24 protein-coding genes are annotated in these 26,550 nt (G+C 64.8%); 13 read left to right on the top strand and 11 right to left on the bottom strand.

Translation table 11 applies throughout. From position 1 onward, the window contains the following. A complete protein-coding gene (locus F7R26_RS26395; protein ID WP_150992232.1) occupies nucleotides 1–897 on the bottom strand; it encodes a LysR family transcriptional regulator in 897 nt (298 codons plus the stop codon). A 111-nt stretch (nucleotides 898–1,008) separates the two neighbouring features. Between F7R26_RS26395 and F7R26_RS26390 the strand changes: the two genes are divergently transcribed. Next, nucleotides 1,009–1,545: an NAD(P)H-dependent oxidoreductase gene (locus F7R26_RS26390; RefSeq protein WP_150992234.1), complete on the top strand. Its 537-nt coding sequence runs from the start codon at nucleotides 1,009–1,011 to the stop codon at nucleotides 1,543–1,545. A gap of 57 nt (nucleotides 1,546–1,602) precedes the next feature. After that, nucleotides 1,603–2,487: an EamA family transporter gene (locus F7R26_RS26385; protein ID WP_150992236.1), complete on the top strand. Its 885-nt coding sequence runs from the start codon at nucleotides 1,603–1,605 to the stop codon at nucleotides 2,485–2,487. On the opposite strand, the gene F7R26_RS26380 is transcribed toward F7R26_RS26385, so the two are convergent. Further along, entirely contained in the window at nucleotides 2,484–3,119 is a 636-nt protein-coding gene (locus F7R26_RS26380) for a GNAT family N-acetyltransferase (protein WP_150992238.1), read from the bottom strand. The genes F7R26_RS26385 and F7R26_RS26380 overlap by 4 nt on opposite strands. 88 nt (nucleotides 3,120–3,207) lie before the next feature. Between F7R26_RS26380 and F7R26_RS26375 the strand changes: the two genes are divergently transcribed. Further along, nucleotides 3,208–3,711: a winged helix-turn-helix transcriptional regulator gene (locus F7R26_RS26375; protein WP_150992240.1), complete on the top strand. Its 504-nt coding sequence runs from the start codon at nucleotides 3,208–3,210 to the stop codon at nucleotides 3,709–3,711. A gap of 19 nt (nucleotides 3,712–3,730) precedes the next feature. Here the strand turns inward: F7R26_RS26375 and F7R26_RS26370 are convergent, their stop codons facing one another. Continuing rightward, nucleotides 3,731–4,219, bottom strand: coding sequence for a DUF4265 domain-containing protein (locus tag F7R26_RS26370; protein ID WP_150992242.1), 489 nt, complete (start codon nucleotides 4,217–4,219; stop codon nucleotides 3,731–3,733). Between the two features lie 432 nt (nucleotides 4,220–4,651). Beyond that, nucleotides 4,652–5,422 (bottom strand): alpha/beta hydrolase, encoded by a 771-nt coding sequence (locus F7R26_RS26365; protein WP_150992246.1) that lies wholly within the window; start codon nucleotides 5,420–5,422, stop codon nucleotides 4,652–4,654. A gap of 172 nt (nucleotides 5,423–5,594) precedes the next feature. Between F7R26_RS26365 and F7R26_RS26360 the strand changes: the two genes are divergently transcribed. The 7 genes from F7R26_RS26360 to F7R26_RS26330 all read left to right on the top strand — a co-directional run bounded on the left by F7R26_RS26360 (nucleotide 5,595) and on the right by F7R26_RS26330 (nucleotide 15,721). Further along, nucleotides 5,595–6,200, top strand: coding sequence for a TetR/AcrR family transcriptional regulator (locus tag F7R26_RS26360; RefSeq protein WP_150992248.1), 606 nt, complete (start codon nucleotides 5,595–5,597; stop codon nucleotides 6,198–6,200). 222 nt (nucleotides 6,201–6,422) lie between these two features. Then, entirely contained in the window at nucleotides 6,423–6,821 is a 399-nt protein-coding gene (locus F7R26_RS26355; RefSeq protein WP_150992250.1) for a VOC family protein, read from the top strand. Between the two features lie 457 nt (nucleotides 6,822–7,278). Continuing rightward, nucleotides 7,279–8,595: an MFS transporter gene (locus F7R26_RS26350; protein WP_150992294.1), complete on the top strand. Its 1,317-nt coding sequence runs from the start codon at nucleotides 7,279–7,281 to the stop codon at nucleotides 8,593–8,595. A 75-nt stretch (nucleotides 8,596–8,670) separates the two neighbouring features. Beyond that, nucleotides 8,671–11,220 (top strand): nitrite reductase large subunit NirB, encoded by a 2,550-nt coding sequence (gene nirB, locus F7R26_RS26345; protein WP_150992252.1) that lies wholly within the window; start codon nucleotides 8,671–8,673, stop codon nucleotides 11,218–11,220. A 45-nt stretch (nucleotides 11,221–11,265) separates the two neighbouring features. Beyond that, nucleotides 11,266–11,637: a nitrite reductase small subunit NirD gene (gene nirD / locus F7R26_RS26340; protein WP_150992253.1), complete on the top strand. Its 372-nt coding sequence runs from the start codon at nucleotides 11,266–11,268 to the stop codon at nucleotides 11,635–11,637. Then, nucleotides 11,634–12,863, top strand: coding sequence for an NAD(P)/FAD-dependent oxidoreductase (locus F7R26_RS26335; protein ID WP_150992255.1), 1,230 nt, complete (start codon nucleotides 11,634–11,636; stop codon nucleotides 12,861–12,863). The genes nirD and F7R26_RS26335 overlap by 4 nt, the downstream gene beginning before the upstream one ends. Nucleotides 12,864–12,928: 65 nt before the next feature. After that, nucleotides 12,929–15,721 (top strand): nitrate reductase, encoded by a 2,793-nt coding sequence (locus F7R26_RS26330; protein ID WP_150992257.1) that lies wholly within the window; start codon nucleotides 12,929–12,931, stop codon nucleotides 15,719–15,721. A 51-nt stretch (nucleotides 15,722–15,772) separates the two neighbouring features. Here F7R26_RS26330 and ppk2 read toward each other — a convergent pair whose 3' ends face one another. The 6 genes from ppk2 to F7R26_RS26300 form a co-directional block, all read right to left on the bottom strand. Then, complete coding sequence (gene ppk2, locus F7R26_RS26325; protein ID WP_150992258.1) at nucleotides 15,773–16,585, bottom strand: polyphosphate kinase 2; 813 nt, start codon at nucleotides 16,583–16,585, stop codon at nucleotides 15,773–15,775. After that, complete coding sequence (ftsH, locus tag F7R26_RS26320) at nucleotides 16,582–18,504, bottom strand: ATP-dependent zinc metalloprotease FtsH (RefSeq protein ID WP_150992260.1); 1,923 nt, start codon at nucleotides 18,502–18,504, stop codon at nucleotides 16,582–16,584. Before ftsH ends, ppk2 begins: the two co-directional genes overlap by 4 nt. A 613-nt stretch (nucleotides 18,505–19,117) precedes the next feature. Next, nucleotides 19,118–19,363, bottom strand: coding sequence for a hypothetical protein (locus F7R26_RS26315; protein ID WP_150992262.1), 246 nt, complete (start codon nucleotides 19,361–19,363; stop codon nucleotides 19,118–19,120). A gap of 186 nt (nucleotides 19,364–19,549) precedes the next feature. Next, a complete protein-coding gene (locus tag F7R26_RS26310; RefSeq protein WP_150992264.1) occupies nucleotides 19,550–20,113 on the bottom strand; it encodes a TetR/AcrR family transcriptional regulator in 564 nt (187 codons plus the stop codon). A gap of 18 nt (nucleotides 20,114–20,131) precedes the next feature. Continuing rightward, nucleotides 20,132–20,533, bottom strand: a complete 402-nt coding sequence (locus tag F7R26_RS26305; protein WP_150992266.1) for a nuclear transport factor 2 family protein — start codon at nucleotides 20,531–20,533, stop codon at nucleotides 20,132–20,134. 98 nt (nucleotides 20,534–20,631) lie between these two features. Next, complete coding sequence (locus tag F7R26_RS26300; protein ID WP_150992268.1) at nucleotides 20,632–21,480, bottom strand: alpha/beta fold hydrolase; 849 nt, start codon at nucleotides 21,478–21,480, stop codon at nucleotides 20,632–20,634. 150 nt (nucleotides 21,481–21,630) lie between these two features. On the opposite strand from F7R26_RS26300, the gene F7R26_RS26295 reads away from it, so the two are divergent. After that, nucleotides 21,631–22,407: an SDR family oxidoreductase gene (locus F7R26_RS26295; RefSeq protein WP_150992270.1), complete on the top strand. Its 777-nt coding sequence runs from the start codon at nucleotides 21,631–21,633 to the stop codon at nucleotides 22,405–22,407. 16 nt (nucleotides 22,408–22,423) lie between these two features. Here the strand turns inward: F7R26_RS26295 and F7R26_RS26290 are convergent, their stop codons facing one another. Continuing rightward, complete coding sequence (locus tag F7R26_RS26290; RefSeq protein WP_150992272.1) at nucleotides 22,424–23,290, bottom strand: SDR family NAD(P)-dependent oxidoreductase; 867 nt, start codon at nucleotides 23,288–23,290, stop codon at nucleotides 22,424–22,426. 266 nt (nucleotides 23,291–23,556) lie between these two features. Between F7R26_RS26290 and F7R26_RS26285 the strand changes: the two genes are divergently transcribed. Together F7R26_RS26285 and F7R26_RS26280 are read left to right on the top strand one after the other, a co-directional pair. Beyond that, nucleotides 23,557–25,119 carry a DUF1302 domain-containing protein gene (locus tag F7R26_RS26285; RefSeq protein WP_150992274.1) on the top strand — a complete coding sequence of 521 codons (1,563 nt, stop codon included), beginning with the start codon at nucleotides 23,557–23,559 and terminating at the stop codon, nucleotides 25,117–25,119. 55 nt (nucleotides 25,120–25,174) lie between these two features. Further along, nucleotides 25,175–26,545 (top strand): DUF1329 domain-containing protein, encoded by a 1,371-nt coding sequence (locus F7R26_RS26280; RefSeq protein ID WP_150992296.1) that lies wholly within the window; start codon nucleotides 25,175–25,177, stop codon nucleotides 26,543–26,545. Nucleotides 26,546–26,550 lie beyond the last annotated feature (5 nt).

The following is a 26,550-nucleotide window of genomic DNA, read 5'->3' as shown; positions in this document are numbered from 1 at the left end:
CTACGCCGCCAGCAGGCCTTCGATCAGGCCCGCCACATGCCGCACGGCCACGTCATCGTCGCGGCGCGCATGCCAGGCCAGGTGGAGGGAAAAACCCTCCACCGCCACCGGCGGCGCGAACGTCGCCAGCGCCTGTGCCGGGTCCTCGGGCACGCAGCGGCTGGGCAGCATGGCGATCAGGTCGGAGTCGGCCAGCAGCGGCGGCACCATCATGAAGCTCGGCACCACCATGCCGACGCGCCGCGCCAGGCCCAGCCCGGCCAGTGCATCGTCCAGCGGCCCGTGGATATCGCCACGGCCGGATACCAGCACATGCGGGTACGCCAGCCAGCACTCCAGGCCAAAGCCGGTGGCCGCGGGATGGCCCCGCCGCATGGCAACCACGTAGTGCTCGCGCAATAACGGCCGGCGGCGAAAATCCGCGCCCACGGCGGGAAACACGGATACAGCGAGATCGCTGTCACCTCGCGCCAGGGACCCGAGCGCGGCATCGGCGCCCTGCCACGGCTGCAGCACGAGATTGACGCCCGGCGCGCTGCGCGCCAGTTGCCGATGCAGTTGCCGCGCCACCAGCACGGCGGGATGGTCCGCCATCCGCACGCGCACCGTTTGCGACAAGCTCGCCAGGTCCACCTCAGGCTCACCGATCACCGCCGCCACCGAGGCCAGCGCCTGCTTCAGCGGCGCGCGCAGAGCCTGCGCCTTCGGCGTGAGCTGCATGCCGCCAGGTGCACGCTCCAGCAGGCGATCCTTGAACAGATGGCGGCAGCGCTCCAGCGCGCTGGAGGCGGCTGGCTGGGACAGCCCGACACGCTGCGCGGCGCGCGACACATGGGCTTCGTCGAGCAAGGCGTCCAGCACGGTCAGCAGATTGAGGTCGATCGCACGTAAATTCATGAAACGGATAATAGAGCATACAAACTATCCATTGGAATGATTTGATGTGAAGCGGCATCCTTGAGACATCACCACGGCACGCACCACGTGCACTACCAACCGGAGCCCCCCATGTCCAAGACCCTGATCCTGCTGTTCCATCCCCAGTTCGGCCAATCCAGGGCCAATCGCGCCCTGTGCAATGCGGCCAGCACACTGCCCGGCGTGGAGATCGCCGACCTCTACGCCCTCTACCCGGACGGCGCCATCGATGTGGACGCCGAAGTCCGCCGGCTGCTTGGCGCGGAGCGCATCGTGTTTCAGTTCCCGCTGCAGTGGTATGCCACGCCCGCGCTGCTCAAAACCTGGCAGGACGCCGTGCTGACCCGCATGTTCTACATCGCCTATGAGACCGAGGGCCGCGCGCTGGAAGGCAAACCCATGCTGGTAGCGGCCACCGCTGGCAACGTGCAGCAAGCCTACGGGCCAGGGGGCGTCAATCTATTTGCGCTGGCCGAGTTGCTGCGCCCCTTGCAGGCCACCGCCAACCGCTGCGGACTGCCATGGTCCGCGCCCTTCCTGCTCTATGAGGCGGGCAAGCTGGATGACCAAGCGCTGGCTGCCGCGGGCAAACGCTACGTTGTGCGCTTGCAGCACATCGCAGCCTAGCCAGCCTGGCCAGGATCGTTCAAGATTCGGGCTCGCAGAATCGCCTGAGAGTCGCAATTGCCGCTGAATCGCCTGAAACAAAGTGCCACCTTGATCGCCGTGCTGGCATTGATCGGATCGATGGCTTCGCTCTGCATCGGTACGTCGTTTGCCAAGAGCCTGTTTGCCGAAGTTGGCGCCCAGGGCACCACGGCACTGCGGGTGAGCTTCTCTGCGTTGATCCTGCTGTGCGTGTGGCGGCCCTGGCGGATGCCGCTCAGCCTGGCCAATGCCCGCGTGATTGCGCTTTACGGCGCGGCGCTGGGGGCCACCAACCTGTTGTTCTATATGTCGCTGCGCACCGTCCCGCTCGGGCTGGCGATTGCCATCGAGTTCACCGGGCCGCTGGCGGTGGCCGTGTCGTCGTCGCGGCGGGCCATCGACTTTCTCTGGATTGCCTTTGCGGTGGCAGGCTTGCTGTTGCTGTTGCCGCTTGGGGAGAACGTTGCCACGCTCGATCCCGTGGGCATCGGCTACGCGCTGGCCGCCGGCGTGGGCTGGGCGCTGTACATCATCTTCGGGCAGATGGCGGGCAACGCGCACGGCGGGCAAGCCACCTCGCTCGGGCTGACCATGGCATCGCTGGTCGTGCTGCCCTTCGGGCTGGCGCATGCCGGCGCGGCCATGTTCAGCCGGTCGCTGCTGGTGGCAGGGCTGGCGGTTGGCCTGCTCTCCAGCGCCATTCCCTATTCGCTGGAAATGGTGGCGCTCAAGCGGCTGCCGCGCCGCACCTTCGGCATCCTGCTCAGCATGGAACCCGCCATGGGCGCGCTGGCAGGCCTCGCCTTCCTGCACGAGACGCTGAACACGCAGCAATGGCTGGCGATTGCCAGCATCATCACGGCATCGGTGGGATGCACCGTGACGGCCGGATCGCGCAAGCGCGCAACTGCCGAGGCCTAGGCCGCCGATAGCCGCGCCACGGCCTGCTGCGCGCCGTTGCCGGCCAACTCGCCCAGCACCAGTTTCACCTCATACAGCAGGCTGTCTTCCGGGTTGCGCCGGGTGGAGAAACCGAACTCCCGCATCAGCGCCAGCATGCGGCGGTTCTCGCTCAGCACATCCCCGCGCAGCAGGTGCAGGCCGGCGCCCAGCGCCGCGTCGCGCAGGCGCTGGATCAGCCGGCGGCCGATACCCTTGCCCTGCCAGTCGTCGGCCACCGCCACGGCGAACTCGCCAACGTCGCCGTCCTCGCCACGCGTCACCACGTAGTTAGCGTTGGCGACGATCGTCGGCAGCCCCTCCACTTCCGCCGTGACCACCAGCGCCAGGCCGGCGTTGCTCTCGATGAACAGGTCGATCACCTCATCGGACACGCGTCCGCCGGTCAGGAAGCGGTAATAACGGCTCTCACGCGACAGTGCCTGCACGAAGGCCCGCTCTCTCTCGGCATCGGTGGCACGAACAGCGCGCACGACCACGCGCTCGCCACCGCTCAACTTCCAGGTCTCGGCGCATTCCGGGCACCCAGCATGCCAGCCGCCGCCGGTCAGGCGGGATTGGCCGGCAAGGCTGGGAGGATTCGAGGGCTGCATGTCCGGCTCCTGACTTCATATTTCATAGCCAGGAGTATAGGCAATACCCTGACTTTTGCAAATGAAGTTAGCCTGCTATGCTCAATGCATGGATCTCACCGCCCAAGAACTCCGCAACTGCTCGATAGCCGCGACCCTCTCGCTGATCGGAGAGAAGTGGACAATTCTTATCTTGCGCGACGTTTTCCACGGCATCAGGCGCTTCGACGATTTCCTGGAGCGCCTGCAGTGCTCCCCCGCCGTGCTATCAGCCAGGCTCAAGACACTGACCGAGGCAGGCATCCTGCGCAAGGTGAGCTATCGGGAGCCAGGCGAGCGGGAACGGTTCGAGTACCGGCCGACGCGCGCCGCGGTGGAGTTGCTGCCGGTGATCATCGGGCTGATGCAATGGGGGGATCGCCACATGGCCACCAGCGGCCAAGGCCCGGTGACGTTGCTTACCGCACAGGATGGGCGCCGCGTGCGCGCGGCGCTGGTGGATGATGCGGATCAGTTGGTGCGGCCCAACGATATCGAGATTTACCACGCAAGCCAGCGGCCAGCGCCGGCGGCTGAAGGCGAATCCCCGCAAGCGCCTGCCACGCAAGCGTGAGCCTGGGCGCGATCAGCCGTCAATCCTTCAGCCACCAGTCCAGCAGTGTTTCATCATCGGGATCGTCCAGATTCCGGTAGATGTTCGCGTAGTACCACTGAATCCCGGTCTGGTCGCGAAACCTGTCAAAGACCTCGCGGATTCGGTCCATCCCATTCTGGGATGGGATGGTCAAGGACAGATTCCCGCCGTTGATCCCGTCCAGCGTTCCGCCCAACTCAGCTGCCACCATCTTCTCCAGGCGTGACAGGATTGCCTGCGGGATATCTTCATCCTCATAGATCTGAACGCAGAAATTCCCGCCCCTCGACAGGACCTCGGCATGCGCGTTCTTGCTCTTGATGGAGACGATGTCACCTCTTGCCAGGTTCAGGGCGAGGCCGGGTGATGAGAGTAGCTCGTAGGTATCTTCATCCATTTTGCGGGCGGGCAACTCCTCGAATATCGGCTCGCCGTCGTCGTCCCCTGCATAGACGTGGATCAGAATTGTTGGGTCTTCGGCTTCCATGTACCGGTCCGGGTTGTCTTTGTTTGATGCGGGGTGTCCTTCTTTTGCATGGCAGTCGTTTTCCGCACCATTTCTCGTCGGGATCCCGTCGGGAGTGAGGTGTTGGAAACGGCCGCCGTGCCCGCCGTGAGCCGTCATTCTAGCCACGATAAGGCAAGGCACCTATCTGGTCATCATGCGGGTGACGGGCGGGCAGGCGGCGGGCGGATGAAAGCCGTCATTGCCGTACGGTCGGCACTGCGCGAATCGAGCGGCTGCCCAGGTCGACGAGCCGCTGTCCTGGCCACGCGCCATCCATCGACCCGCATTAGCGGTAGACGCTGCCATTGGCCTGACGCTACCTCGGGCTTGGGCAAATAGATCCGCATTTGAGCGCGCATCCGACTTGCTGACTGCGAATTGGCAATCCTCCATGAGGCGTGTCTCGTTTCGTCACTCCTTACGGGCCTGAGTTGCGGCTTGTTCGATGAGCTTGGCGACTTGAGCCGGGTGCGAAATATAGGCCACGTGGCTGGAGTTGACCTCAATCGTCGTGCTCCCAGCGCGCTTCGTCATGAAACGTTCCAGATCGGGATGGATTGCGCGGTCCGCGGTCGCGACAACGGCCCAGCTCGGCTTCGTCCTCCACGCTGCGTGCGTGATCGGGACACCAAACGACTGGGCTGCCGGCGTCACTTGCGAGATAGCCATGAACTTGGCCTCGGCAGCCGGAACGTCGGCGGCAAAATCCGCATGGAACATCGCCTCATCAAAGTACAGGTGGCCATCTGCAGTCGCCTTGATCGCCTTGGTCGCGGGTGGCATCTTTTTGGTCAGATCAAGGGGGCTTTCTCCCGTGTCCGGCTGAAAAGCAGCCACATAAACGAGGCCGGCGACCTTGTCGTCGTTGCCCGCCTCGGTCACCACCGCACCACCGTAACTGTGACCGACGAGGATGCTTGGGCCGTCCTGCGCATCGATCACCCGGGTGGTCGCCTTCACGTCTTCGTCAAACGAGGTTTCCGGCTCTTGCACAACCGAAACCTTGTAGCCGTCGCACGTCAGGATCTTCGCTACGGCCTGCCAGCCCGAGCCATCGGCGAAATAGCCGTGAACGAGGACGATGTTCTTGACGGGTGCAGCCACCGCTGCGTGTGATCCCAGGGCCGCAGCCGAGAGGGCGATGGCGGCAGCGATACGGCTTACGTGTGAGGAAATCTTCATGTTCATGCTCCAAAGCGTTAGGTAACCAAGAGAACGTCGGCAGGAATCTTCCCAATCGACGAAACCATCCTACTAGTAGGATGGTAAAAATACAAGGAAATCCTCGCGCCTGGAAATTGATGCCGGCTCCGAGTAGACTACTCAGCATTCAACCGACTAGATGGTAGGCAAGATGACAGCAACCGGGGACGTCACCGCGAACAGGATCATTGAGGCGGGAAGGCAACTCATCATGCGTCGCGGCTATAGCGGGTTTAGCTATGCCGACGTCGCCGACGCAATCGACATTCGCAAGGCGAGCATTCACCACCACTTCCCCACGAAAACGGATCTCGTGATCGCTGTGTTGAACGAGTGGCGGGCAACGTTTGACGCCGACGTGGCGTCACTTCAGGCGAGCGGTGCCGACGCTCTTGCGCAGTTGCGCGCATACGTTGGCCATTGGGAACGCTGTATTGCCGACGACAGTGCTCCGTTCTGCGTAGCTGGCATGCTCGGCGCCGAACTCCCGTCACTACCCCACGAAGTGACAGAAGAGGTAAAAGCGTTTTTCGATAACCTCACTGCGTGGATTGAGCACGTTCTCGAGTCGGGCACGAAAAACAACCTCTTCAAACTGGGTTCGTCGGTTCAAACCGAGGCCGCAACGCTCGTGTCGCTGGTCTACGGTGCGATGCTCGCTGCGCGGGCCTCTGGCAACGTTGCGCTATTCAAGGACGTCACCGACAGTGCAGTAGAAAGACTCGTGAAGCCGCGCAAACGAACCCAATCCGCCTGAAGTCGCAGCGTAATCTGCTTACGAGCCTCGCCCTCGATAGAACGCTTTATCGTTGCGCCCCATCCCAGACGTTTTGGCATTGAAACTTCCGGATCTGCGCATGGGCGCCAGGATAACCACCGGGGAGGATTCGTGACTAGCGACGCTTCGAATTGCGGCTACCAGCAACTCACGGGAGGTTGGCTAGAATAACGACCCGAGAACTGACTGGAGCAAACATCAATGCAACTTCTCGATCATGTTTCGATAGGCGTGCCCGACCTTGACGCGGCACGTCCGTTCTACGACTCGGTCATGCAAGCGCTGGGGGCAACGAAGGTCTATGATCGCCCCGATGCGCTTGGCTATGGGGAGCGCTGCACGTCCAGCGATACGGTGTCGACGTGCCTGGCGATCTATCTCGACCCGAGCAGGATCGAAGCCAACAAGCGGCATTGGTGCTTCAAGTCGTCGTCCCGCGAACAGGTGGATGCGTTCTTCGCCGCGGGCCTCGCCGCCGGGGGAGTGTCGGATGGGGATCCGGGCCTGCGGCCTGACTACCACACCGGATACTACGCGGCGTTCCTCTTCGATCCGGCGGGCAATCGCGTGGAAGCGGTGTGTCATTCGGCCTCGATCTGACTCGAAGCGGCCCGAATTGACGACCGCGCCCGGGCAGCATAACGTCCGGCGCGGCTTCCGGCGGCCTGGAGCCAAGGACTTGGCACGCCGGCAGGACGTGGCATAACCATCAGATCCCGGCATCCACGGCCGGGTAGACAGCCTGAAACCAGCTACGGCCCGCACCACCCCGCGCACCGCCCCGGTCCATTGCACTGCACCATGACCGTGCCGCCCCGCCCCACCTCGGCGCATCGCCTCCCGGCCTGACGCCCCTGCGCAGCGCAAAAAACCCGCCATCCATCACAAACCGCCCTGGCACACCGCTTGCGTAACAAGATGCGAGCGGACCAACGGCGGCCCGCTCACCCCACACAGGGTGGTAGCGGTCTTCACCGCTGCCACCAGGACAACGGCGTCCCCTGATCTGGTCTTCACGACCGGATTGCGGGACGCCATTTGTTTTTATGGAGCCATGATGACCGGCAAAGCCACCCGCATCGAACTGCTAAGCCTGCGCACCCCGCAGATGCGCGCCTTCCACCTGACGTGGATGGCCTTCTTCGTGTGCTTCTTCGCGTGGTTCGCCTGCGCGCCGCTGATGCCGGTGCTCAAGGGTGAATTCGGCCTGACTCCCGACCAGATCGCCAATATCAATATCGCGGCCGTGGCCGTGACCATTCTCGTGCGGCTGGCCATCGGCCCGCTGTGCGACCGCTTTGGTCCCCGCCGCGCCTACACCGGCCTGCTCGCTCTCGGTGCGATCCCCGTGCTGGGCGTGGCGATGGCGCAGAGCTACGAAGCCTTCCTGTTCTTCCGCCTGTTGATTGGCGCGGTTGGCGCGAGCTTCGTGATCACGCAGTACCACACCTCGGTGATGTTCGCCCCCAACGTGGTGGGCACCGCCAACGCGGCAGCCGCCGGCTGGGGCAATGCCGGCGGTGGCGCGGCGCAAGCGCTGATGCCGCTGCTGCTGGGTGGCGTGCTGATGCTGGGCGTGAGCCACACCATGGGCTGGCGCGTGGCGCTGCTGGTGCCGGGCGTGCTGATGCTGATCATGGCGGTGCTGTACTGGCGCTATACGCAGGACTGCCCGCAAGGCGACTTCAAGGATCTGCGCGCGCGCGGCATCGCCATCGACAGCGGCAAGAAAGGCGGCTGGGCCAGCTTTGTCGCCGCTGCCGGCAACTACCGCGTGTGGATGCTGTTTATCACCTACGGCGCCTGCTTCGGCGTGGAGATCTTCATCCACAACGTGGCCGCTACCTATTACGTGGATCACTTCGGCCTGTCGCTCGGCAGTGCCGGCCTGGCCGCCGCCAGCTTTGGCCTGCTCGCCCTGTTCGCCCGTGCCCTGGGTGGCTGGCTGTCGGACAAGGCTGCGCTGCGCCGTGGCCTGGATGCGCGTTCCATGCTGCTGTTCGTGCTGATCCTGGGTGAAGGCCTGGGCCTGTTGTGGTTTGCCCAGGCGCATCACGTCGTGGCTGCCGTGGCCGCCATGCTGGGCTTCGGCCTGTTCACCCATATGGCCTGCGGCGCCACCTATGCGCTGGTGCCCTTTATCGACCGCAAGGCGCTGGGCGGCGTGGCCGGCATCATCGGCGCCGGCGGCAATGTGGGCGCCGTGGCGGCGGGCTTCCTGATGAAGGGCCTGGGCGGCAACCTGCAGCAAACACTGACCGTGCTGGGCGCGGCAGCCATCGTCTCCGCCTTGTGCGCCATCGCCGTGCGCTTCTCGGCCGAGCACAAGGCCAGCGAGCAGGCGCTATTCGACAACGCGCTGGCCGGCTCCTGAGCCCGCCCGACGCCACGACGCAAAAACGCCACGCAAGCACACGCACCAGCGGCCCCACAGAACAAGGAAACCATCATGAAACTGATCATCATCGGCCACGGCATGGTCGGCCACAAATTCCTGGAATGCCTGGCCGAGGCCGGCTCGCAAGATCTCGAAGTCACGGTGCTGTGCGAGGAAGCGCGTCCCGCCTACGACCGCGTGCACCTGTCCGAGTTCTTCGCCGGCAAGTCCGCCGAGGATCTCTCGCTGGTGGAAGCGGGCTTCTTCGAGCGCAGCAACATGCTGCTGCGCCTGAACGCGCGCGCCACCGGCATCGACCGCGCGGCCAGGACGGTGACGGTTTCCACCGGCGAGACGCTGCCCTACGACAAGCTGATCATGGCCACCGGCTCCTACCCCTTCGTGCCGCCGCTGCCCGGCAAGGACCGCAAGGACTGCTTTGTCTACCGCACCATCGAAGACCTGGAGGCCATGCAGGAGTGCGGCGCGCGCTCCAGGACCGGCGTGGTGATCGGTGGCGGCCTGCTGGGCCTGGAATGCGCCAAGGCGCTGCGCGACATGGGCCTGCAAACCCATGTGGTGGAATTTGCCCCCCGCCTGATGGCGGTGCAGGTGGACGACGGCGGCGGCGCCATGCTGCGCCGGAAGATCGAAGAACTCGGCGTCACCGCGCATACCGGCAAGAACACCGTTGAGATCGTCGATGGCGAAGACGGCACCCATCGGATGCACTTTGCCGATGGCAGCCATCTGGACACCGACATGATCGTGTTCTCCGCCGGCATCCGCCCGCGCGACGAACTGGCCCGCGCCAGCGGCCTGGCCATTGGCGAGCGCGGCGGCATCGCGGTGGACAACCAGTGCCTGACCTCCGACCCCGACGTGTACGCCATCGGCGAATGCGCGCTGTGGGACGGCAAGATCTACGGCCTGGTCGCGCCCGGCTATGAAATGGCCCGCGTGGCCGCCAAGCATCTGCTCGGCCACCAGGCCGAGTTCGCCGGCGCCGACATGAGCACCAAGCTCAAGCTGATGGGCGTGGATGTGGCCAGCCTGGGCGACCCGCACGGCAAGGCGCCCGGCAGCCGCTCGTTCCAGTTCACCGACGAGCGCAAGCAGGTCTACAAGAAGCTGGTGGTATCCGAATGCGGCAAGTACTTGCTGGGCGGCGTGCTGGTAGGCGATGCCGAGGAGTACGGCACGCTGCTGCAGATGATGCTCAACAAGATCGAGCTGCCCGAGTCGCCGGAATTCCTGATCCTGCCGTCCTCCGACGGCCGGGCCAAGCCAGGGCTGGGCGCCGACGCGTTGCCCGATGCCGCGCAGATCTGCTCCTGCAACAACGTGACCAAGGGCGATATCTGCGCCGCCGTCTGCGATGGCGCCACCACCATCGGCGCCCTGAAGAACTGCACCAAGGCCGGCAGCACCTGCGGCGGCTGCGTGCCGCTGGTCACGCAGGTGATGAAGGCCGAGATGAAGAAGCAAGGCCTGGCGGTCAACAACCACCTGTGCGAGCACTTTGCCTACTCCCGCCAGGAGCTTTACCACCTGGTGCGCGTGGGCGGCTTCAAGACCTTCGACGCGCTGCTGGCTGCGCACGGCAAGGGCCTGGGCTGCGACGTCTGCAAGCCGACCGTGGCGAGCATCCTGGCCTCGTGCTGGAACGAATTCGTGCTCAAGCAAGAGCACGCCAGCCTGCAGGACACGAATGACTACTTCCTGGGCAACATCCAGAAGGACGGCACCTACTCGGTGGTGCCGCGCATGCCGGGCGGCGAAGTCACCCCCGATGGCCTGATCGCGGTCGGCCAGGTGGCCAAGAAGTATGGCCTGTACACCAAGATCACCGGCGGGGCGCGGGTCGACATGTTCGGCGCGCGCGTGGAAGAGCTGCCGATGATCTGGGAAGAACTGATCGCGGCTGGCTTCGAATCGGGCCATGCCTATGGCAAGTCCCTGCGCACCGTGAAATCCTGCGTGGGTTCCACGTGGTGCCGCTACGGCGTGGACGACTCGGTCGGCCTGGCCATCGAGATCGAGAACCGCTACAAGGGCCTGCGCGCGCCGCACAAGATCAAGTTTGGTGTTTCCGGCTGCACCCGCGAGTGCGCCGAAGCCCAGGGCAAGGACGTGGGCATCATCGCCACCGAACGCGGCTGGAACCTGTACGTGTGCGGCAACGGCGGCATGAAGCCCCGCCACGCCGAACTGCTGGCCAGCGACCTGGACCGCGAAACCCTGCTGCGCTACGTGGACCGCTTCCTGATGTTCTACGTGCGCACCGCGGACCGCCTGCAACGCACCAGCGTCTGGCGCGACAACATGGAAGGCGGGCTGGACTACCTCAAGGCCGTGGTGCTGGAAGACAGCCTAGGCATTGGCGCCGAACTGGAGGCGCAGATGCAGCATGTGGTGGACACCTACGAAGACGAATGGAAGGCCGCCGTGACCAACCCGGAAACCCGCAAGCGCTTTCGCCACTTCATCAACAGCGACCTGCGCGACGACAACCTGGTCTTCATGGAAGCGCGCGGCCAGATCCGCCCGGCCACGCCCGAGGAACGGAACTTGCGTAAATCCCGGATTGAGCAGATCCCCGTGATCGTCAAGGCAGCCTGAGCCGTCCCGACCCATCATCTCGCGCCAATGCCCAAGGAGAACATCATGAGCCCCACCCACCATACCGAAGCCTGGACCGCCGTTTGCAGCCTGCACGACATCGTCCCCAATACCGGTGTGTGCGCACTGGTGGACAAGGCCCAGATCGCCGTGTTCCGGGTCGGCCCCGGCCACAGCGACGATCAGGGCGGCAATGGCGACCAGGTGTTCGCCATCTCCAACTACGATCCCAACGCCAACGCCGCCGTGCTGTCGCGCGGCCTGGTGGGCAGCCTGGGCGAACGCATCGTGGTGGCATCGCCGATCTACAAGCATCACTTCGACCTGCAGACCGGCGAATGCCTGGAAGCGCCGGAGCACTCCATCGCGGCGTATCCGGCCCGCGTCCATGACGGCAAAGTCTGGGTGGCCGCATGACCACGCCCCCCAAACCCCGCCTGGTGGTGGTCGGCAACGGCATGGCCGGCATGCGCACGGTCGAGGAACTGCTGAAGCTGGCGCCCGACCTCTATGACATCACCGTGTTCGGCGCCGAGCCGCACGGCAACTACAACCGCATCCTGCTCTCGCCGGTGCTGGCGGGCGAGAAAACGGTCGCGGACATCATGCTCAACACCCGCGACTGGTACGCGCAAAACGGCATCGAACTACTGGCGGGCGATCCGGTGGTGGCGATCGACCGCCGCCGCCGGCTGGTGCGCTCACAATCCGGGCGTGAGGTGGGCTATGACCGCCTGCTGCTGGCAACCGGCTCCAAGCCATTCATCATCCCCGTGCCGGGCCACCAGCTCGACGGCGTCATCGCCTTTCGCGACATCCAGGACGTGGAAACCATGCTGGCGGCGGCCCGCAACCATCGCCACGCGGTGGTGATCGGCGGCGGCCTGCTCGGCCTGGAGGCCGCCAACGGCCTGATGCGCCAGGGCATGGAGGTGAGCGTAGTGCACGTGGCCGACAGCCTGATGGAGCGCCAGCTCGACAAGCCCGCCGCCGCGCTGCTCAAACAGGCGCTGGAACGCAAGGGCCTGCGCTTTTTGCTGGGTGCCAATACCAGCGGCATCCTTGGGAAAGACCGCGTCACCGGCGTATGCTTTAAGGACGGTACCCAGATCCCCGCCGACCTGGTGGTGATGACCGCCGGCGTGCGCCCCAATATCGAACTGGCCCAGCAGGCCGGGCTGCGCTGCGAGCGCGCCATCGTGGTAGACGACACCTTGCAGAGCTACGATCCGCGCGTGTACGCCGTGGGCGAATGCGTGCAGCACCGCCAGGCCACCTTCGGGCTGGTCGCGCCGATCTGGGAACAGGCGCGCGTGGCCGCCGCGCACCTGGCCGGGGCCGGCCATCGCCGTTATGTGCAGCAAGCCACCGCCACCAAGCTCAAGGTGACCGGCGTGGATTTGTATTCCGCCGGCGACTTTATCGGCGGCGAAGGCAGCGAGGATCTCGTCATGCGCGATCCGCGCCGCGGCATGTACAAGCGGCTGGTGCTGCAAGGCGGGCGGCTGGTCGGGGCGGTGCTGTACGGCGACGTGCAGGACGGCCCTTGGTACTTCGACCTGATCCAGAGCGGCGCCCCGGTAGGCGCCATGCGCCAGAGATTACTGTTCGGCAAGGCACAGTGCGAGGCCATGGCAGCCTGACCACCTGAATGCTTGAACGCCTGAACGACCTAGTCCCCGATTGACCGCCAGCAGCGAGCGCTAACGTGAACCTGTCCGATATCCCCGTCATCCTCTCCACCGGTTCGCCCACCCTGCTGCCCGCCGACGCCTCAGTCACCGTCACCGATACCACCTGCCCGTATTGCGGCGTGGGCTGCGGCGTGCGCGCCACCCGCCATGCCGACGGCAGCGTGGAGGTGGCCGGCGACGCCAGCCACGGCTCCAACCAGGGCCGCCTGTGCGTGAAGGGCTCGGCGCTGGCGGAAACCGTCGGCCTGGAAGGCCGCCTGCTGCACCCGCAAGTCCGCGGTGCCGACGGCGCCTTGCAGCCAGTGTCCTGGGACCACGCGCTGGACAAGGTCGCCCAGGGCTTCAAGGACATCATCGCCGAGCACGGCCCCGATGCCGTGGCGCTCTACGTCTCCGGCCAGATGCTGACCGAGGACTACTACGTTGCCAACAAGCTGATGAAGGGCTTTATCGGCAGCGCCAATATCGACACCAACTCGCGCCTATGCATGTCGTCGGCGGTGGCCGGGCACAAGCGCGCCTTTGGCGAGGACCTGGTGCCGGGCAATTACGAAGACCTGGAACTGGCCGACCTGGTGGTGCTGGTTGGCTCCAACACCGCGTGGTGCCATCCGATCCTGTTCCAGCGGCTGCTGAAAGCCAAGGAAGCGCGGCCAGAAATGAAGCTGGTGGTGATCGACCCGCGCCGCACCGCCACCTGCGAGCTGGCCGACCTGCACCTGCCGGTCAAGCCCGGCACCGACGTCTGGCTGTTCAACGGCTTGCTGCACTACCTGGCACAGCACGGCGCGCTGGACCGGTCATTCGTCGCCGCCCACACCAGCGGCCTGGACGCCGCGCTGGCGGCCGCCGGCCCGGACTGCGCCGACATCGCCAAGGTAGCCAAGGCATGCAAGCTCGACCCTGACGCCCTGCGCGGCTTCTACGCATTGTTCGCCGCCACGCCCAAGGTGGTGACCGGCTTCTCGCAAGGCGTGAACCAGTCTTCGGCAGGCACCGATAAGGTCAACAGCATCATCAACTGCCACCTGGCCACCGGCCGCGTGGGACAGCCCGGCATGGGCCCCTTCTCGCTGACGGGACAGCCCAATGCCATGGGCGGGCGCGAGGTCGGCGGGCTGGCCAATATGCTGGCGGCCCATATGGAGCTGGCGGACCCGCTGCACCGGGAAATCGTGCAATCGTTCTGGGGCTCGCCCGCCATCGCGGACAAGCCGGGCCTGAAGGCGGTGGCGCTGTTCGAGGCCATCGAGCAAGGCCGGGTCAAGGCCGTGTGGGTGATCGCCACCAACCCGGTGGTCAGCCTGCCGGATGCCGACCAGGCCCGCCGCGCGCTGGCCAAGTGCCAACTGGTGGTCAGCTCCGACATCATGCTGCGCACCGATACCAACGACGCCGCGCACGTCCTGCTGCCCGCGCTGGGCTGGGGCGAGAAGGACGGCACCGTCACCAGCTCCGAGCGCCGCATCTCGCGCCAGCGCGCCTTCCTGCCCGCGCCCGGCGAGGCCCGCGCTGACTGGTGGATCCTGTGCGAGGTGGCCACGCGCATGGGCTTCGATGGATTCCGCTTTGCCGGACCGCACGAGATCTTCGACGAGCACGCGCGGCTTAGCACATACCGGAACGCGGGCAGCAGCGCTCAGGCCCACGCGCCACGCATGTTCGACCTCGCCGGGCTGGCTGGCATGAGCCAGAAGCAATTCGACGCGCTCGCACCGGTGCAATGGCCGGTGATGGCCACGCCCCCGGGGCGCATCGCCAACGCGTCAGGCGGCACGGCCCGGCTGTTTGCCGACGGCCGTTTCGCCCATCCCGACGGCCGCGCCCGCTTTATCGCCACCGCGCCGCGCGCGCCGTTCCACGCCACCGACGACGAATTCCCTCTTGTGCTCAACACCGGCCGCGTGCGCGACCAATGGCACACCATGACCCGCACCGGCAAATCGCCCAAGCTGGCCGACCACATCGCCGAGCCCTTCGTCGACATGCATCCGCAGGACGCCCTGCTATCCGGTGTCAGCGAAGGCAAGCTGGCCCGCGTGACCACGCGCTGGGGCGCCATGGTGGCGCGGGTGCAGCACAGCGGCGGCATCCCGCGCGGCAGCGTATTCGTGCCGATCCACTGGAACAGCCAGTTCAGCTCCGACGCGCGCGTGGGCGCGCTGGTCAACCCGGTGGTGGACCCTGTCTCCGGCGAGCCCGAGTTCAAGCACACGCCGGTGCGCGTGGAAGCGTTCCGCGTGTCGTGGCATGGCTTCGTGTTGAGCCGCGAGGATCTCCAGGCGGACGAGCTGACCTACTGGACGCGCGTCCAGGGCCGCCAGTTCCAGCGCTACGAGTTCGCCGGCCGCGAGAATATCGCTGACCGCGCCGCCTGGGCCCGCCAGTTGCTCGGCATCGACGACCCTAATGCGGACTGGATCGAATATGAAGACCGCACCGCCGGCATCTACCACGCTGGCCACGTGGTCGACGATCGCCTCCAGGCCTGCATCTACGTGTGCACCCGCCCCGACCTGCCCTCGCGCGCGTGGCTGTCCACGCTGTTCGCCAAGGACCGCCTGGAAGATGCCGATCGCATCGGCCTGCTGCTGGGCCAGCCGATGGAAAAGGGCGCCGACGCCGGCCCCACCGTGTGCTCCTGCTTCGGCGTGGGCCGCAACACCATCTGCGATGCGGTACGCAAGCACGATCTCAAGACACCGGCCGAAGTCACCGCCTGCGTGAAGGCGGGCGGCAACTGCGGGTCTTGCGTGCCGGAGCTGAAGAAGCTGCTGGCGGAGATACGGGTGGCGGAAGTGGCTTGATCGTGGCCGGCGCCGGCCAACGTGCTCACGTTGCGTTGAGCTGGCGCCTTGTCATGGCGCGATAGCGCCGCTCTCCAGATATGACACGTCATAGGAGAACACGATCTGCGGATTCGGGCGTATCAGCGCCTCGTCCTTGTTGGCATAGTGCAGTCGCGTCAGCAGGTCCTTGATGAGGTTAAGGCGCGCCAGGCGCTTATCGTCCGCACGCACCACGCTCCATGGCACCGCGGCGTTCGTGCGGGCAAACATCTCGTTGCGCGCCGCGCTGTATTTCTTCCACAAGCGCACCGCATGCTGGTCGACCGGGCTGACCTTCCATTGCTTCAGGGGATCGCGCCGCCGCTGCGCCAGGCGCTTCTTCTGTTCGTCCTTGCTGATATCGAGGTAGTACTTGATCAAGTGGATCCCCGAGCGAACCAGCATGCTTTCAAACTCCGTGACGCTCGACATGAACTCCTCACGCTCGGCGTCGGTGCAAAACCCCATGACGTGTTCAACGCCCGCGCGGTTGTACCAGCTACGGTTGAACAGCGCGAATTCCCCGGCAGCCGGTAAGTACGCCACATAGCGCTGGAAGTACCACGAGCCGCGGTCACGGTCGGAGGGCTTTCCCAGTGCCACCACCCGTGTTTCGCGTGGGCTGAGATACTCGACAATGCGCTTGATGGTGCCGTCCTTGCCGGCTGCGTCCCGGCCTTCAAGGATCACCAGGATCTTCTCCTGGCAACCAATGAAGTGCTTCTGCAGTTTCACCAACTCTATCTGCAGCAGGCGCAGATCCGCGTCATAGCCATCGTGCCCCTCGTGCAATGGGACGCCGTTCTCATCTCCCGATGAATATTCAATCCGCTTCTTGCTCATGATTCCGCTCCCACCGGCCGTGCGCTGACCGGCATTTCGCCAACCCGGCCGTTCTCCGGCACAATCGCCTTGCCCGACAGCAACTGGTCCAGCGTGGCGCGATCCACGACCTCCTTCTCGAGCAGCAGCTTCGCCAATGTCTCCAGCGCATCCCGATGTTCCAGCAAGGTCTGCTGCACGCGCACGCTCGCCTCCTTCAGCAGTTGCCTGACCTCGTCATCGATCATTTGCGCCGTGCGCTCGCTGTAGTCGCTACGATCGCGCGGGAGCATGGCGGCACCCGCGAACATGGGGTTGGGCAGTGCCTCGTAGGTCGCCAGCCCGAGCCGCTCGCTCATGCCGTATTGGGTGATCATCTGCCGGGCCATGTCGGTGGCACGCTGCAAGTCATTCTGCGCACCGGTGGACACATCGGCAAAAACGATCTGCTCGGCGACGCGCCCGCCCAGCAGTACGTCGAGCCGGTCGAGCAACTCGCTTTTCTTGAGAAGATACCTATCCTCGGTCGGGGTCTGCTGCGTATAGCCCAGCGCCGCGACGCCGCGCGGAATAATGGAGATCTTCGAGACCCGGTCGGCGTTGGGGCGATGTTCCGCAACCAGGGCGTGGCCCGCTTCATGAAACGCGATGGTTTCCTTCTCCCGGGGATTCATGACGCGGTTCTTCTTCTCCAGGCCACCGACGATCCGGTCCAGTGCCTCGTCAAAATCTCCCATCTCGACGGCATCCTTGCCTTTGCGGGCCGCCAGCAGCGCCGCTTCATTGACCAGGTTAGCCAGATCCGCGCCGGCAAATCCCGGCGTACGCCCGGCCAGCCTGGCGAGATCCACGGCAGGGGCCAGGGTCACGTGCCTGACATGCACCCTGAGGATCTGCTCCCGCCCCTTCAGGTCCGGACGATCCAGCGCAACATGGCGGTCGAATCGCCCGGGGCGCAGCAGCGCGGGATCGAGAATCTCGGGGCGATTGGTGGCGGCCATGATGATGACACCCTTATTGGTGTCGAACCCGTCCATCTCCACCAGCAGTTGATTCAGGGTCTGTTCCCGCTCGTCCTGGCCGCCGACGGCGCTGAAGCCGCGCGTCTTGCCAAGCGCATCCAGCTCGTCGATGAAGATGATGCAGGGCGCCTTCTGTTCCGCCTGCGTAAAGAGGTCGCGCACGCGTGCAGCGCCCACACCGACAAACATCTCGACGAAGCCGGAACCGCTCATGCTGAAAAAAGGCACCGCGGCTTCCCCCGCGACGGCTTTGGCGAGGAGTGTCTTGCCAGTCCCAGGCGCACCAAGCAACAACACCCCTTTGGGGATCTTTCCCCCAAGGCGCCGGTAACGCTCCGGATTCTTGAGGAACTCCACAATCTCCATCAGTTCCGCCTTGGCCTCATCGATGCCGGCGACGTCGGCAAAAGTAACACCGGTCTCCTTCTGCATATAGACCTTGGCCTTGCTCTTGCCGATCTCCAGCATCCCGCTAGCCGCGCCACCCATGCGCTTGATCATAAAGCTCCAGATCGCAAAGAACAGCAACGCGGGCACGATCCAGGACAACAGCGTGGCAATCCACTTGTTGTCGACCTTTCCCAGGAAACGTACCTTGGCGGCTTCGAGGTCTTGCACCAGATTGGGGTCATTGACCCGCACGGTGGCGAACTGATGATCGCCCTTCCCCTGGCCCAGCAGCGCATCCACCTGCGTTTTGGGCAGCAAGCCTTCGAGTCCCTGCGTATTGAGCGTACCGGTGACGACATCATCCGCGATCACGACATCATTGATCTTGCCAGCCTTGAGCAGAACCTTGAAGTCGCTGTAGGACAGATTGTCGACATGGACGGAGCCAACGTAACTCTGGATGACAAGCATCATCATCATCGCCAGGAGGACGTACCACAGGGAGAATTGCTGTTGTCGCGGTTCCATGGGCATGCATCACCTCGCGAGTTAGAGGCCGTTTCAAAATGAAGCGAAGCGGTTCTGGCTAGGCGCGCAGCCGCAGCCAGTACAAGTGGATCGGCCAAGGCCGCGCAACGACGCCAGCATCTTTTGGAAACGGCCTCTTAGCATCGGTTCACGGTTTCCTCATTCTTTGGCCAGCCTCGCCCGGCAGCGTGCCGTGCGGCCAGGCAAAAGAATGACCAGGCCGCAAGAACCGGGCCGCGAACAGGATGGGCACGCGAATCGCCTGGCACAACACCACCCAGAAGTACCGATTCAAGCACTCGCCGCCGCGCGAGACCTCACCACCACTCTAGTGTGTGCGTAGCCGGCGCCGACAAATTGATGCGGATCAAGAAGGAACAATTGGCTGTGCCAAGCCAAGGGAAGGGGCCGCGCCCGGGCGGGCGCAAGGAGAGTGGAGCTGGCGGGTCCCGCATGCGTCCGTACCAGCGCATGGACATCTGGGCGGGCCGCGTGGACCTGATGCAGAGGATGGGACAGGTGCCGAACCGGCATGACTGGCTCATGCAGGCACCCGGAAAAGCTCCCGCCAGGCGCCGGATTCGCGCCCCATCTTCCTGGCAGGACCGGGTGGCTACTGCGGTGGGCGATTGCTCAGCAGCATCACGGCCTCGGCGCCCCGGCGCTGCCAGCAGGCATCGTCGCAGTCAGTCGGCGCGGCATCGGCCGCCACCCGGATATCCGCCGTGGCGGCCGATGCGCGTTCGTTCGCGCTGTCCTCCCAGGCTGGTGGCGACGCCGTGATCAGGCCAGCGGCGAAACCTACCGCCAGCACTGCGCCGGCGCCCAACAAACATGCGATGCGATTTCCAGCTTTCATGACAGTCTCCTCCCGGCTTCTATCTTTTTCCCCTCTGCCATGCTCCTGCATCGCTGCGTCGGCACGGTCTCATGCTTCGAAGGTAGGCAATGGAGCGAATAACGTCCTCGTCCAAGCAGACTAGGGGCGATCCCGTATGTCCGTGCACGCGCCGGGAGGCCGGCGAAGCGCCAAGGCGACCGCGAGCTAGTCCCCATAGAGTCGCAGCAGCGGCCCAACGCACCCCGCCAGATCTACCGGCGCCAGTCGCAGCGAACGCGCGCACAGCAGGCCCCAGAGATGCGCCGCCAGCAGCACGGCCTTGTCTTGCTCGCCCAGCAGCCTGCCAAGCTCGTCGCACAGCACCTCGGCACGGGCACGGATGCGCACGCTCAGGTGGCATAGCTCGCACGCAGGCGTGCAAGCGTGGTGCAGCAAGCCGAGGACGATGCCTGCATAGCGCGGCACCGCCTCGTCCTGCAGCATCGTCGCAAGCACGCGCTCCAGATCCGGGCGGGCCAGGCCCCCGCCGTTGCCGGCGAAGGCGGCAAGCCAAGCGGCCAGATGCGCCTCCGCCCGCGCCATGACGGCGGCCAGCAGGTCGGCGCGGCTACGGAAGTGTCCATAGACCGCGCCACGTGTCATGGAGATGGCACCGGCTACCTGCTCCAGCGTGACGCATTGCACGCCCTGGCGCTCGAACAGCAACTCAGCGCTGGCCAGGATGCGCTCTCGCGTGACCGCCGCATCACACGCGCGACGTTTCACCATGGCTGCGTGGCACGTGCCTTACTGCGGATGCACGTCATCCGGCCCCCAGAAGGCGCGCATGCCGGTAATGCGCCCGTCGGCACCGAAGGTCATCACATCGGTCACGTCGATGCGAACCGGCTGGCCCTGCATCCGCGCATACACGGCGAAACACAAGGCTGCGGCGTTGCCGTGCGAACCCCGGGGCGCCGCCACCACTTCCAGGCGCGCGCCGAGCGACGTCGCGTGACGATAGAAGGCGAGGATGCTCTCCCGCCCGGCTATCACCGGGCCGCCAACGGGGTCCTCGACGGTCGCGTCATCGGCAAACAGCGCCGCCACGCGCTCGGCGTCCGCGGCATTGAAAGCGGCCACGTAATCGAGCAAGGTGGCCTTCATGTCGGCGCTCTTGTTCGCGGCCATGGTCATGTCGATGGTCATTCCATTCCTCGCTGGAACAGGCTGAACAGGTTGAACGGATCTTCCACGTTGTCTCCTGCGTCTTTTACCTTGCGCTGCCGCCACGCGGGCCGGCCAGGCTAAACGGCGGCCTCGGCCGTATCCGCGAGGAAGGCCAGGCATTCCCGGTTGAAGTAATCACTGTGCTCGACCATCACCCAGTGGCCGCAGCGATTGATCAGCACGAAGCGCGCATCGCGGCACCCCTGCAGGAACTTGAGGGCACCGCCGGCCGGGTTGAAGCGGTCTTCCGTGCCCCAGAAACCGAGCACCGGGCACGCGATCTCGCCCAGGCGTTCGGTCAGGTTGGGCACCTTCATGGTGGCCAGCACCTCGCGCGGCTGCGCCTTGCAGACAGCCATGCGCTCGTCCACCAGCGCATCGGTGACCAGCGTGGCGTCGTGCACCAGCAACTTCAGCAGCTCGCGCATGGTGTCATGGTTCATCTTCCCGCCGGTAAACAGCGACACCATCTTCTCGATGCCTTCCATGCGGAAATAGGTCTCGCGGTCCTCGACGCCGCCGGGCGCCATCATCACCAGGCGGCTGACATGCTCCGGGTAGTCCAGCGCGTATTTCAGCGCAATGGCGCCGCCCAGCGAGTTGCCCACCAGCACGCAGCGTGGCAGCTCCAGTGCCAGCAACTGCGCGCGCAGCGCGGCGACGAAGAAGTCCAGCGTGTACTCCACATCCGCCGGCTTCGATGACTGGCCGTATCCCGGCAGGTCGACCACCACGGTACGAAAACCCGCCGCGGCAAAAGCCGGTGCGTTGTGCTTGAAGTTGCTGTGACCGCTGGCGCCCGGGCCGCTGCCGTGGATGAACACCACGGGTTCGCCGGCGCCGGCATCGAGGTAGTGCAGGCGCAGGCCGTCCGGCGTGGTGATGGTTTGGCCGGCTGGTAATACCGCAGGCGACGTACTGGACATGTCGGTGTCTCCCCTGTTGTCATGACGAACCCGGCCCATCATGCGCATGCGCAACGGGGCAGGCATCGTCCTTTCAGACTACGAAGCGGACCGTGGATTTCCCTAAGATCGCACTGACCAGCAAGGCAACGAGATCAAGGGAAAACAGAGATGACGGGAATCGACTTCAGCGGAAAGACGGTATTGGTCACAGGTGGCGCGCGCGGCATTGGCCGTGGCATCGCCGAGGGCTTCCTGGCAGCAGGTGCCCGCGTGTTCACCTGCGGGCGCACGCCACCCGAGACTGCCGAGGGGCGGTCCCGTCAGGCGGAGTTCATCACAGCCGATATTCGCGACGCCGAGCAGGTGGAGTCCCTGCTGAGCCGGATCGTCGACAGCGCCGGCTCGCTCGATATCGTGATCCACAATGCCGGCGGTGCGCCCTTCGCGCTCGCCGCGGACGCCTCGCCGCGCCTGATGGATTCAATCATCCGGCTGAACCTGGTGGCGCCGCTGCAGCTGGCGCAGCGCGCCAACGCACGCATGCAAACCCAGGCCAGTGGCGGCACGCAGATCTTCATCGGCAGCGTCAGCGCGCTGCGGCCCTCCCCCGGCACCGCCGCCTACGGCGCGGCCAAGGCGGGCATCCTGAATGCGGTCCGCTCGCTAGCGGTGGAATGGGCCCCGCGCGTGCGGGTCACGGCCGTGAGCCCGGGCCTGGTGCTGACCGAAACCGCGCAGCAGCAACACTACGGCGATGCGGCCACGCTCCAGCGGGTAGCCGATACCGTGCCGCTCGGCCGCCTTGCCGCCCCGCGCGACATCGCCGACGCCTGCCTGTTCCTGGCCTCGCCGCATGCTGCGTACGTCTCGGGCGCCAACCTGGTCATCGACGGCGGCGGCGAGCGTCCGGCCTTCCTCGACGCGGCACTCCATCAAGGCGGCTGACTCGCCCCGCGCGCGCCTACTCGACCTTGGCCGGATGTGCCTGCACCGGCCCGCCCAGCACCGAGCGGTAGGAAACGGGCGCCTTGCCGTCGATATCACGAATGCCGTACGCCTGCGCCATCTCGGCGCTGATCAGCACCTGGCCGGATTTCTCCATGAGGGCGTCATCGCCATGCAAGGCGAGTATGACCCTGCCGGTGAACTCGGGGCTTTCCGCGCTCGGCGCAAAGGCAGCGTATTTGCCGGGCTCGCGCTCCCAGACCCGCATGGTGCGCTCGGTGCGCAGCGGGCCCATCCAGACCGATACCGCGGCCACGCCGTACGGGCGCAGGTCGACCGCCATGTCCTTGGCGAACTTGTCCACACCGGCCTTCTGCGCGCCGTAGGCCGGGCCATGCATATAGCAGCTCGCGCCGAAGGACGACGTGAACGCCATCAAGCCGCGCCCGCCAGCCACCATCAAGGGCGCCGCATGCCAGCTCGCCACATAGGCCGAGCGCAGACCCACGTCGAGGATGTCCACCAGCGCCAGCGGCTTTTCCCAGAAGCCGCCCGGCTCGATCAGTTCGTCGTGCAGGAAGGTAGCGTTGTTTACCAGGATGTCCAGCCGTCCCGATTCGTCGCCCACCTGCTCGAACAGCCTGCGCACCTGCGCATCGTCGCGATGATCACAGGCCACCGCGATGCCCTTGCCGCCGCGCGCATCGATCTCGCGCGCGGTCTCATGGATGGTGCCAGGCAACGGCGCTTCACCGTTGCGCTCGGTGCGCCCGGTGACGTACACCGTCGCGCCGGCTTGCGCCAGTGCCAGCGCGATGCCCTTGCCCGCGCCACGCGAGCCGCCCGTGACCACCGCAACGATGGATTCCTTTTCACTGTGCATCGCATTCCTCCTCCGTGATTCCCGCGCCGCGATCTCACCGCGCGGGGCGATGCCCGACGCTATCGCGCATGCCGCCGCGCCTCATCCTCCGTTCGGACTAGCCGCGCGTGCACGCGCAGGAACGCACGGTCATAGGGGAAACCGTCTAGTCCGTTCTGACGATTCCGCGCCCTCCCTCGCTCATTACGCTTCCCATCAAAGAAGAAGCCACGGGACATGCCAGTCAATGCATCACCGCGCATCACCAAAACCATAGGAGGAGACAAGTGCAGACTTCAAGAACCAGTTCACCGCATCGCACACGCAGGCTACGGCCAGCCGCCATCGTTTCGGCCATCGCCGCGGCGATCACGCCGTCGGCCTGGGCCGGCAACACCATCGATCTCGGCAACGATACGTCGCTGAACTACTCTTTTACCGCCACCTACGGCGCAGCGGTCCGCACTGGCGGGCAGAGCGGCGCGCTGCTGTCGCCGTCCAACATCAACGGCGACGACGGCGACCGCAACTTCAAGCGCGGCGACATGATTGCCAACCGCGCCACCGTGCTTGGCGAGGCCAATCTCCAGCGCGGCGATTTCGGTGCGTTCTTTCGCGGCAGTGTGTTCTACGACCAGGCCTATCGCACCTCCAATTCCAACAATGCACCCGCCACCGTCAACCACACCGGCCCTTTCAACGAATTTACGGATTCCGCGCGCTACTACAACGGCCAGCGGGCTCAGTTGCTGGATGCCTACGCCTATGGCGCCTTCAACATCGACACCACTCGTTTGAATGTCAAGCTGGGCAACCAAGTCGTGGCATGGGGCGAGAGCCTGTTCTTCCCCAACATCGCTGGCGCGCAGGGGCCGGCAGACGCCACCAAGTCGTTTGTACCGGGGGCCGAGGTCAAGGACATCCTGCTGCCGGTGCCGCAAGCTTCATTACAGTGGGAGGTGAATCCGAACTTCAGCCTGCTTGGCTACTACCAGTTCACCTACAAGTCCAACCAACTCAACCCCGCTGGCGCGTACTTCAGCACCACTGACGTGGTTGGACCGGGTGCCCAATTCATCATCGGCCCGGTTGGCAGACAGATCCCGCGCGGTTCGGATATCAACCCTCCAGACTCCGGCCAATGGGGCATAGGTACTCGCTTTCGCGCGTTCGACGCCGAGTTTGGTTTGTACCAATTGCGCTACCACGACAAGAATCCGAATGTCGTGACAACCCTGTTCCCGACGCTGCAGTATCAGCAGAAGTTTTTCAGCGGCATCAATCTGACCGGCGCAAGCTTCTCGACGCAATTTCTCGGCGCCAACGTGGCGGGTGAAGTCAGCTACAAAGACGGCGTGCCAATCCTGGTGAATGTCAACGGCGCTGCCACCGCAACGCGCGGCCAGGCAGTCCAGGGCCAGATGTCGGCCATTTACGCCATCGGACCGACATTCCTCGCCAGCTCCCAGAGCCTGGTGGGCGAAATCGCCTACCTGCATGTGCTTGGCGTCACGCCGGTCAATGGCTTCAGCACGCTCACCAACACCAGGAACTCGGCGGCCCTGCAGCTTGGCTGGTCGCTCGCCTATCTCAATATCTTTAACGGCTGGGACATGACGGTGCCGCTGACGTATGCGCATGAATTCAGCGGAAAGGCGGCCGTGGCCGGCGCCTTCGGTTCGCTGACCGGGTATGGTGACCGCCGCGCGAGCGTCGGCGTGACCTTCAAATATCTGAACAACCTCGAACTGAACCTGACATACGCGATGTTCCTGGGTACGGCGAATATTGTGAATCGACCGTTGGCCGACCGCAGCTATGCGGCCTTCAATGCGAAGTATTCGTTTTGACCTGGCAGCGATGCCACGCGCAAGCGCCAGATTTCTCTAAAGGAGTGAGACCGTGATGCGACAGCATAGAAATCTTTTGATCCGTAGCACACTGCTGGCCAGCAGCGTGCTGCTGGCGGCAGCCTCGTACGCCGCGGTAACGCCGGACGAACTCAAGCAACTCGATGCAAACCTGACCCCGATGGGCGCCGAGCGCGCCGCCAGCAAGGACGGGCAGATCCCCGCCTGGGGCGGGAAATGGCTGGGCGCACCGCCCGGAGTGCAGTGGAAGCGGGGAGAGCGCTACCCTGATCCTTACGCCAGCGAGAAGCCGGTCGTGGTGATCACCGCGCAGAACATGGCAAAGTACGCCGATCACCTGACCGACGGCGAAAAGGCTCTGTTCAAGAAGTATCCGGATACCTTCAGGATGCCGGTATATCCGACCCATCGCGACTTCCGCTACGACGATACGATCTACAAGAACATCCGCACCTACGCGCCCGGCACCCGCATGACGGCCGACGGTAACGGACTGAAGGACGCCCCCCCTATCGTCCCCTTCCCGATCCCGAAGAGCGGCCTCGAACTGATGTGGAACCTGCGCTACTCCCCGTCGATGAATACCGAATCCGCCACCTACGACCAGGCAGCCGTATACGGCGACGGCAACATCGCCTGGGGCCGTGTCCGTTATTCGATCCTCTCGCCGCGAAATGGCGCCAACTTCGACCTCAAGAGCGACACCAGGGGCTTTTTCCGTACGGCGACCGACCTTCCCCTGCGCGACCGAGGCATGCTGTCTGTCGGACACGAATTCTATGACAAGGAAGGCTCCGATACCCGCCGCGCGTGGCAGTACAACCCCGGTACGCGGCGCGTACGGCAGGCCCCGGAATTTGGCTTCGACCAGCCCTCCGGCGCAGGCGGAATCCGCACCCTCGACGACGACCGCCTGTTTAACGGCTCGGGTGAACGCTACAACTGGAAGATTGTCGGCAAGCGGGAAATCTACGTGCCGTACAACAACTACAAGCTGATGAGCCCGGCCAAGTACCAGGACATCCTGGGCAAAGGCCACCTCAACCCGGACTATATGCGCTATGAAATGCATCGCGTATGGGTCCTGGAAGCCACCCTCAAGGAGGGCTTCCGGCATCAGTACGCCAAGCGGGTGCTTTACCTGGACGAGGACAGCTGGACCGCCCTCGCTGCAGACAATTATGATGCGCGCGGCCAGCTGTGGCGAACCAACCTGGCGGCAACCGTCTATGCCTATGACGCACGAAACCTCTACCCGACCACAACGACATATCATGACTTGATTTCGGGTGCGTATCTCGCCGACCGCCTGACCAACGAGGGGCCGATGCCGGTGCTCAACAACAGCCCCGAGTTCAACGAGACCTACTTTTCGCCCGACGCGGCGCGAGGCGCCGGTCACTGAGTGCA

This window comes from Cupriavidus basilensis, assembly GCF_008801925.2.
Lineage (GTDB): Bacteria > Pseudomonadota > Gammaproteobacteria > Burkholderiales > Burkholderiaceae > Cupriavidus > Cupriavidus basilensis.
The sequence above is the reverse complement of the archived record's forward strand: the minus strand, read 5'-3'. Positions and strand labels throughout refer to the sequence as shown.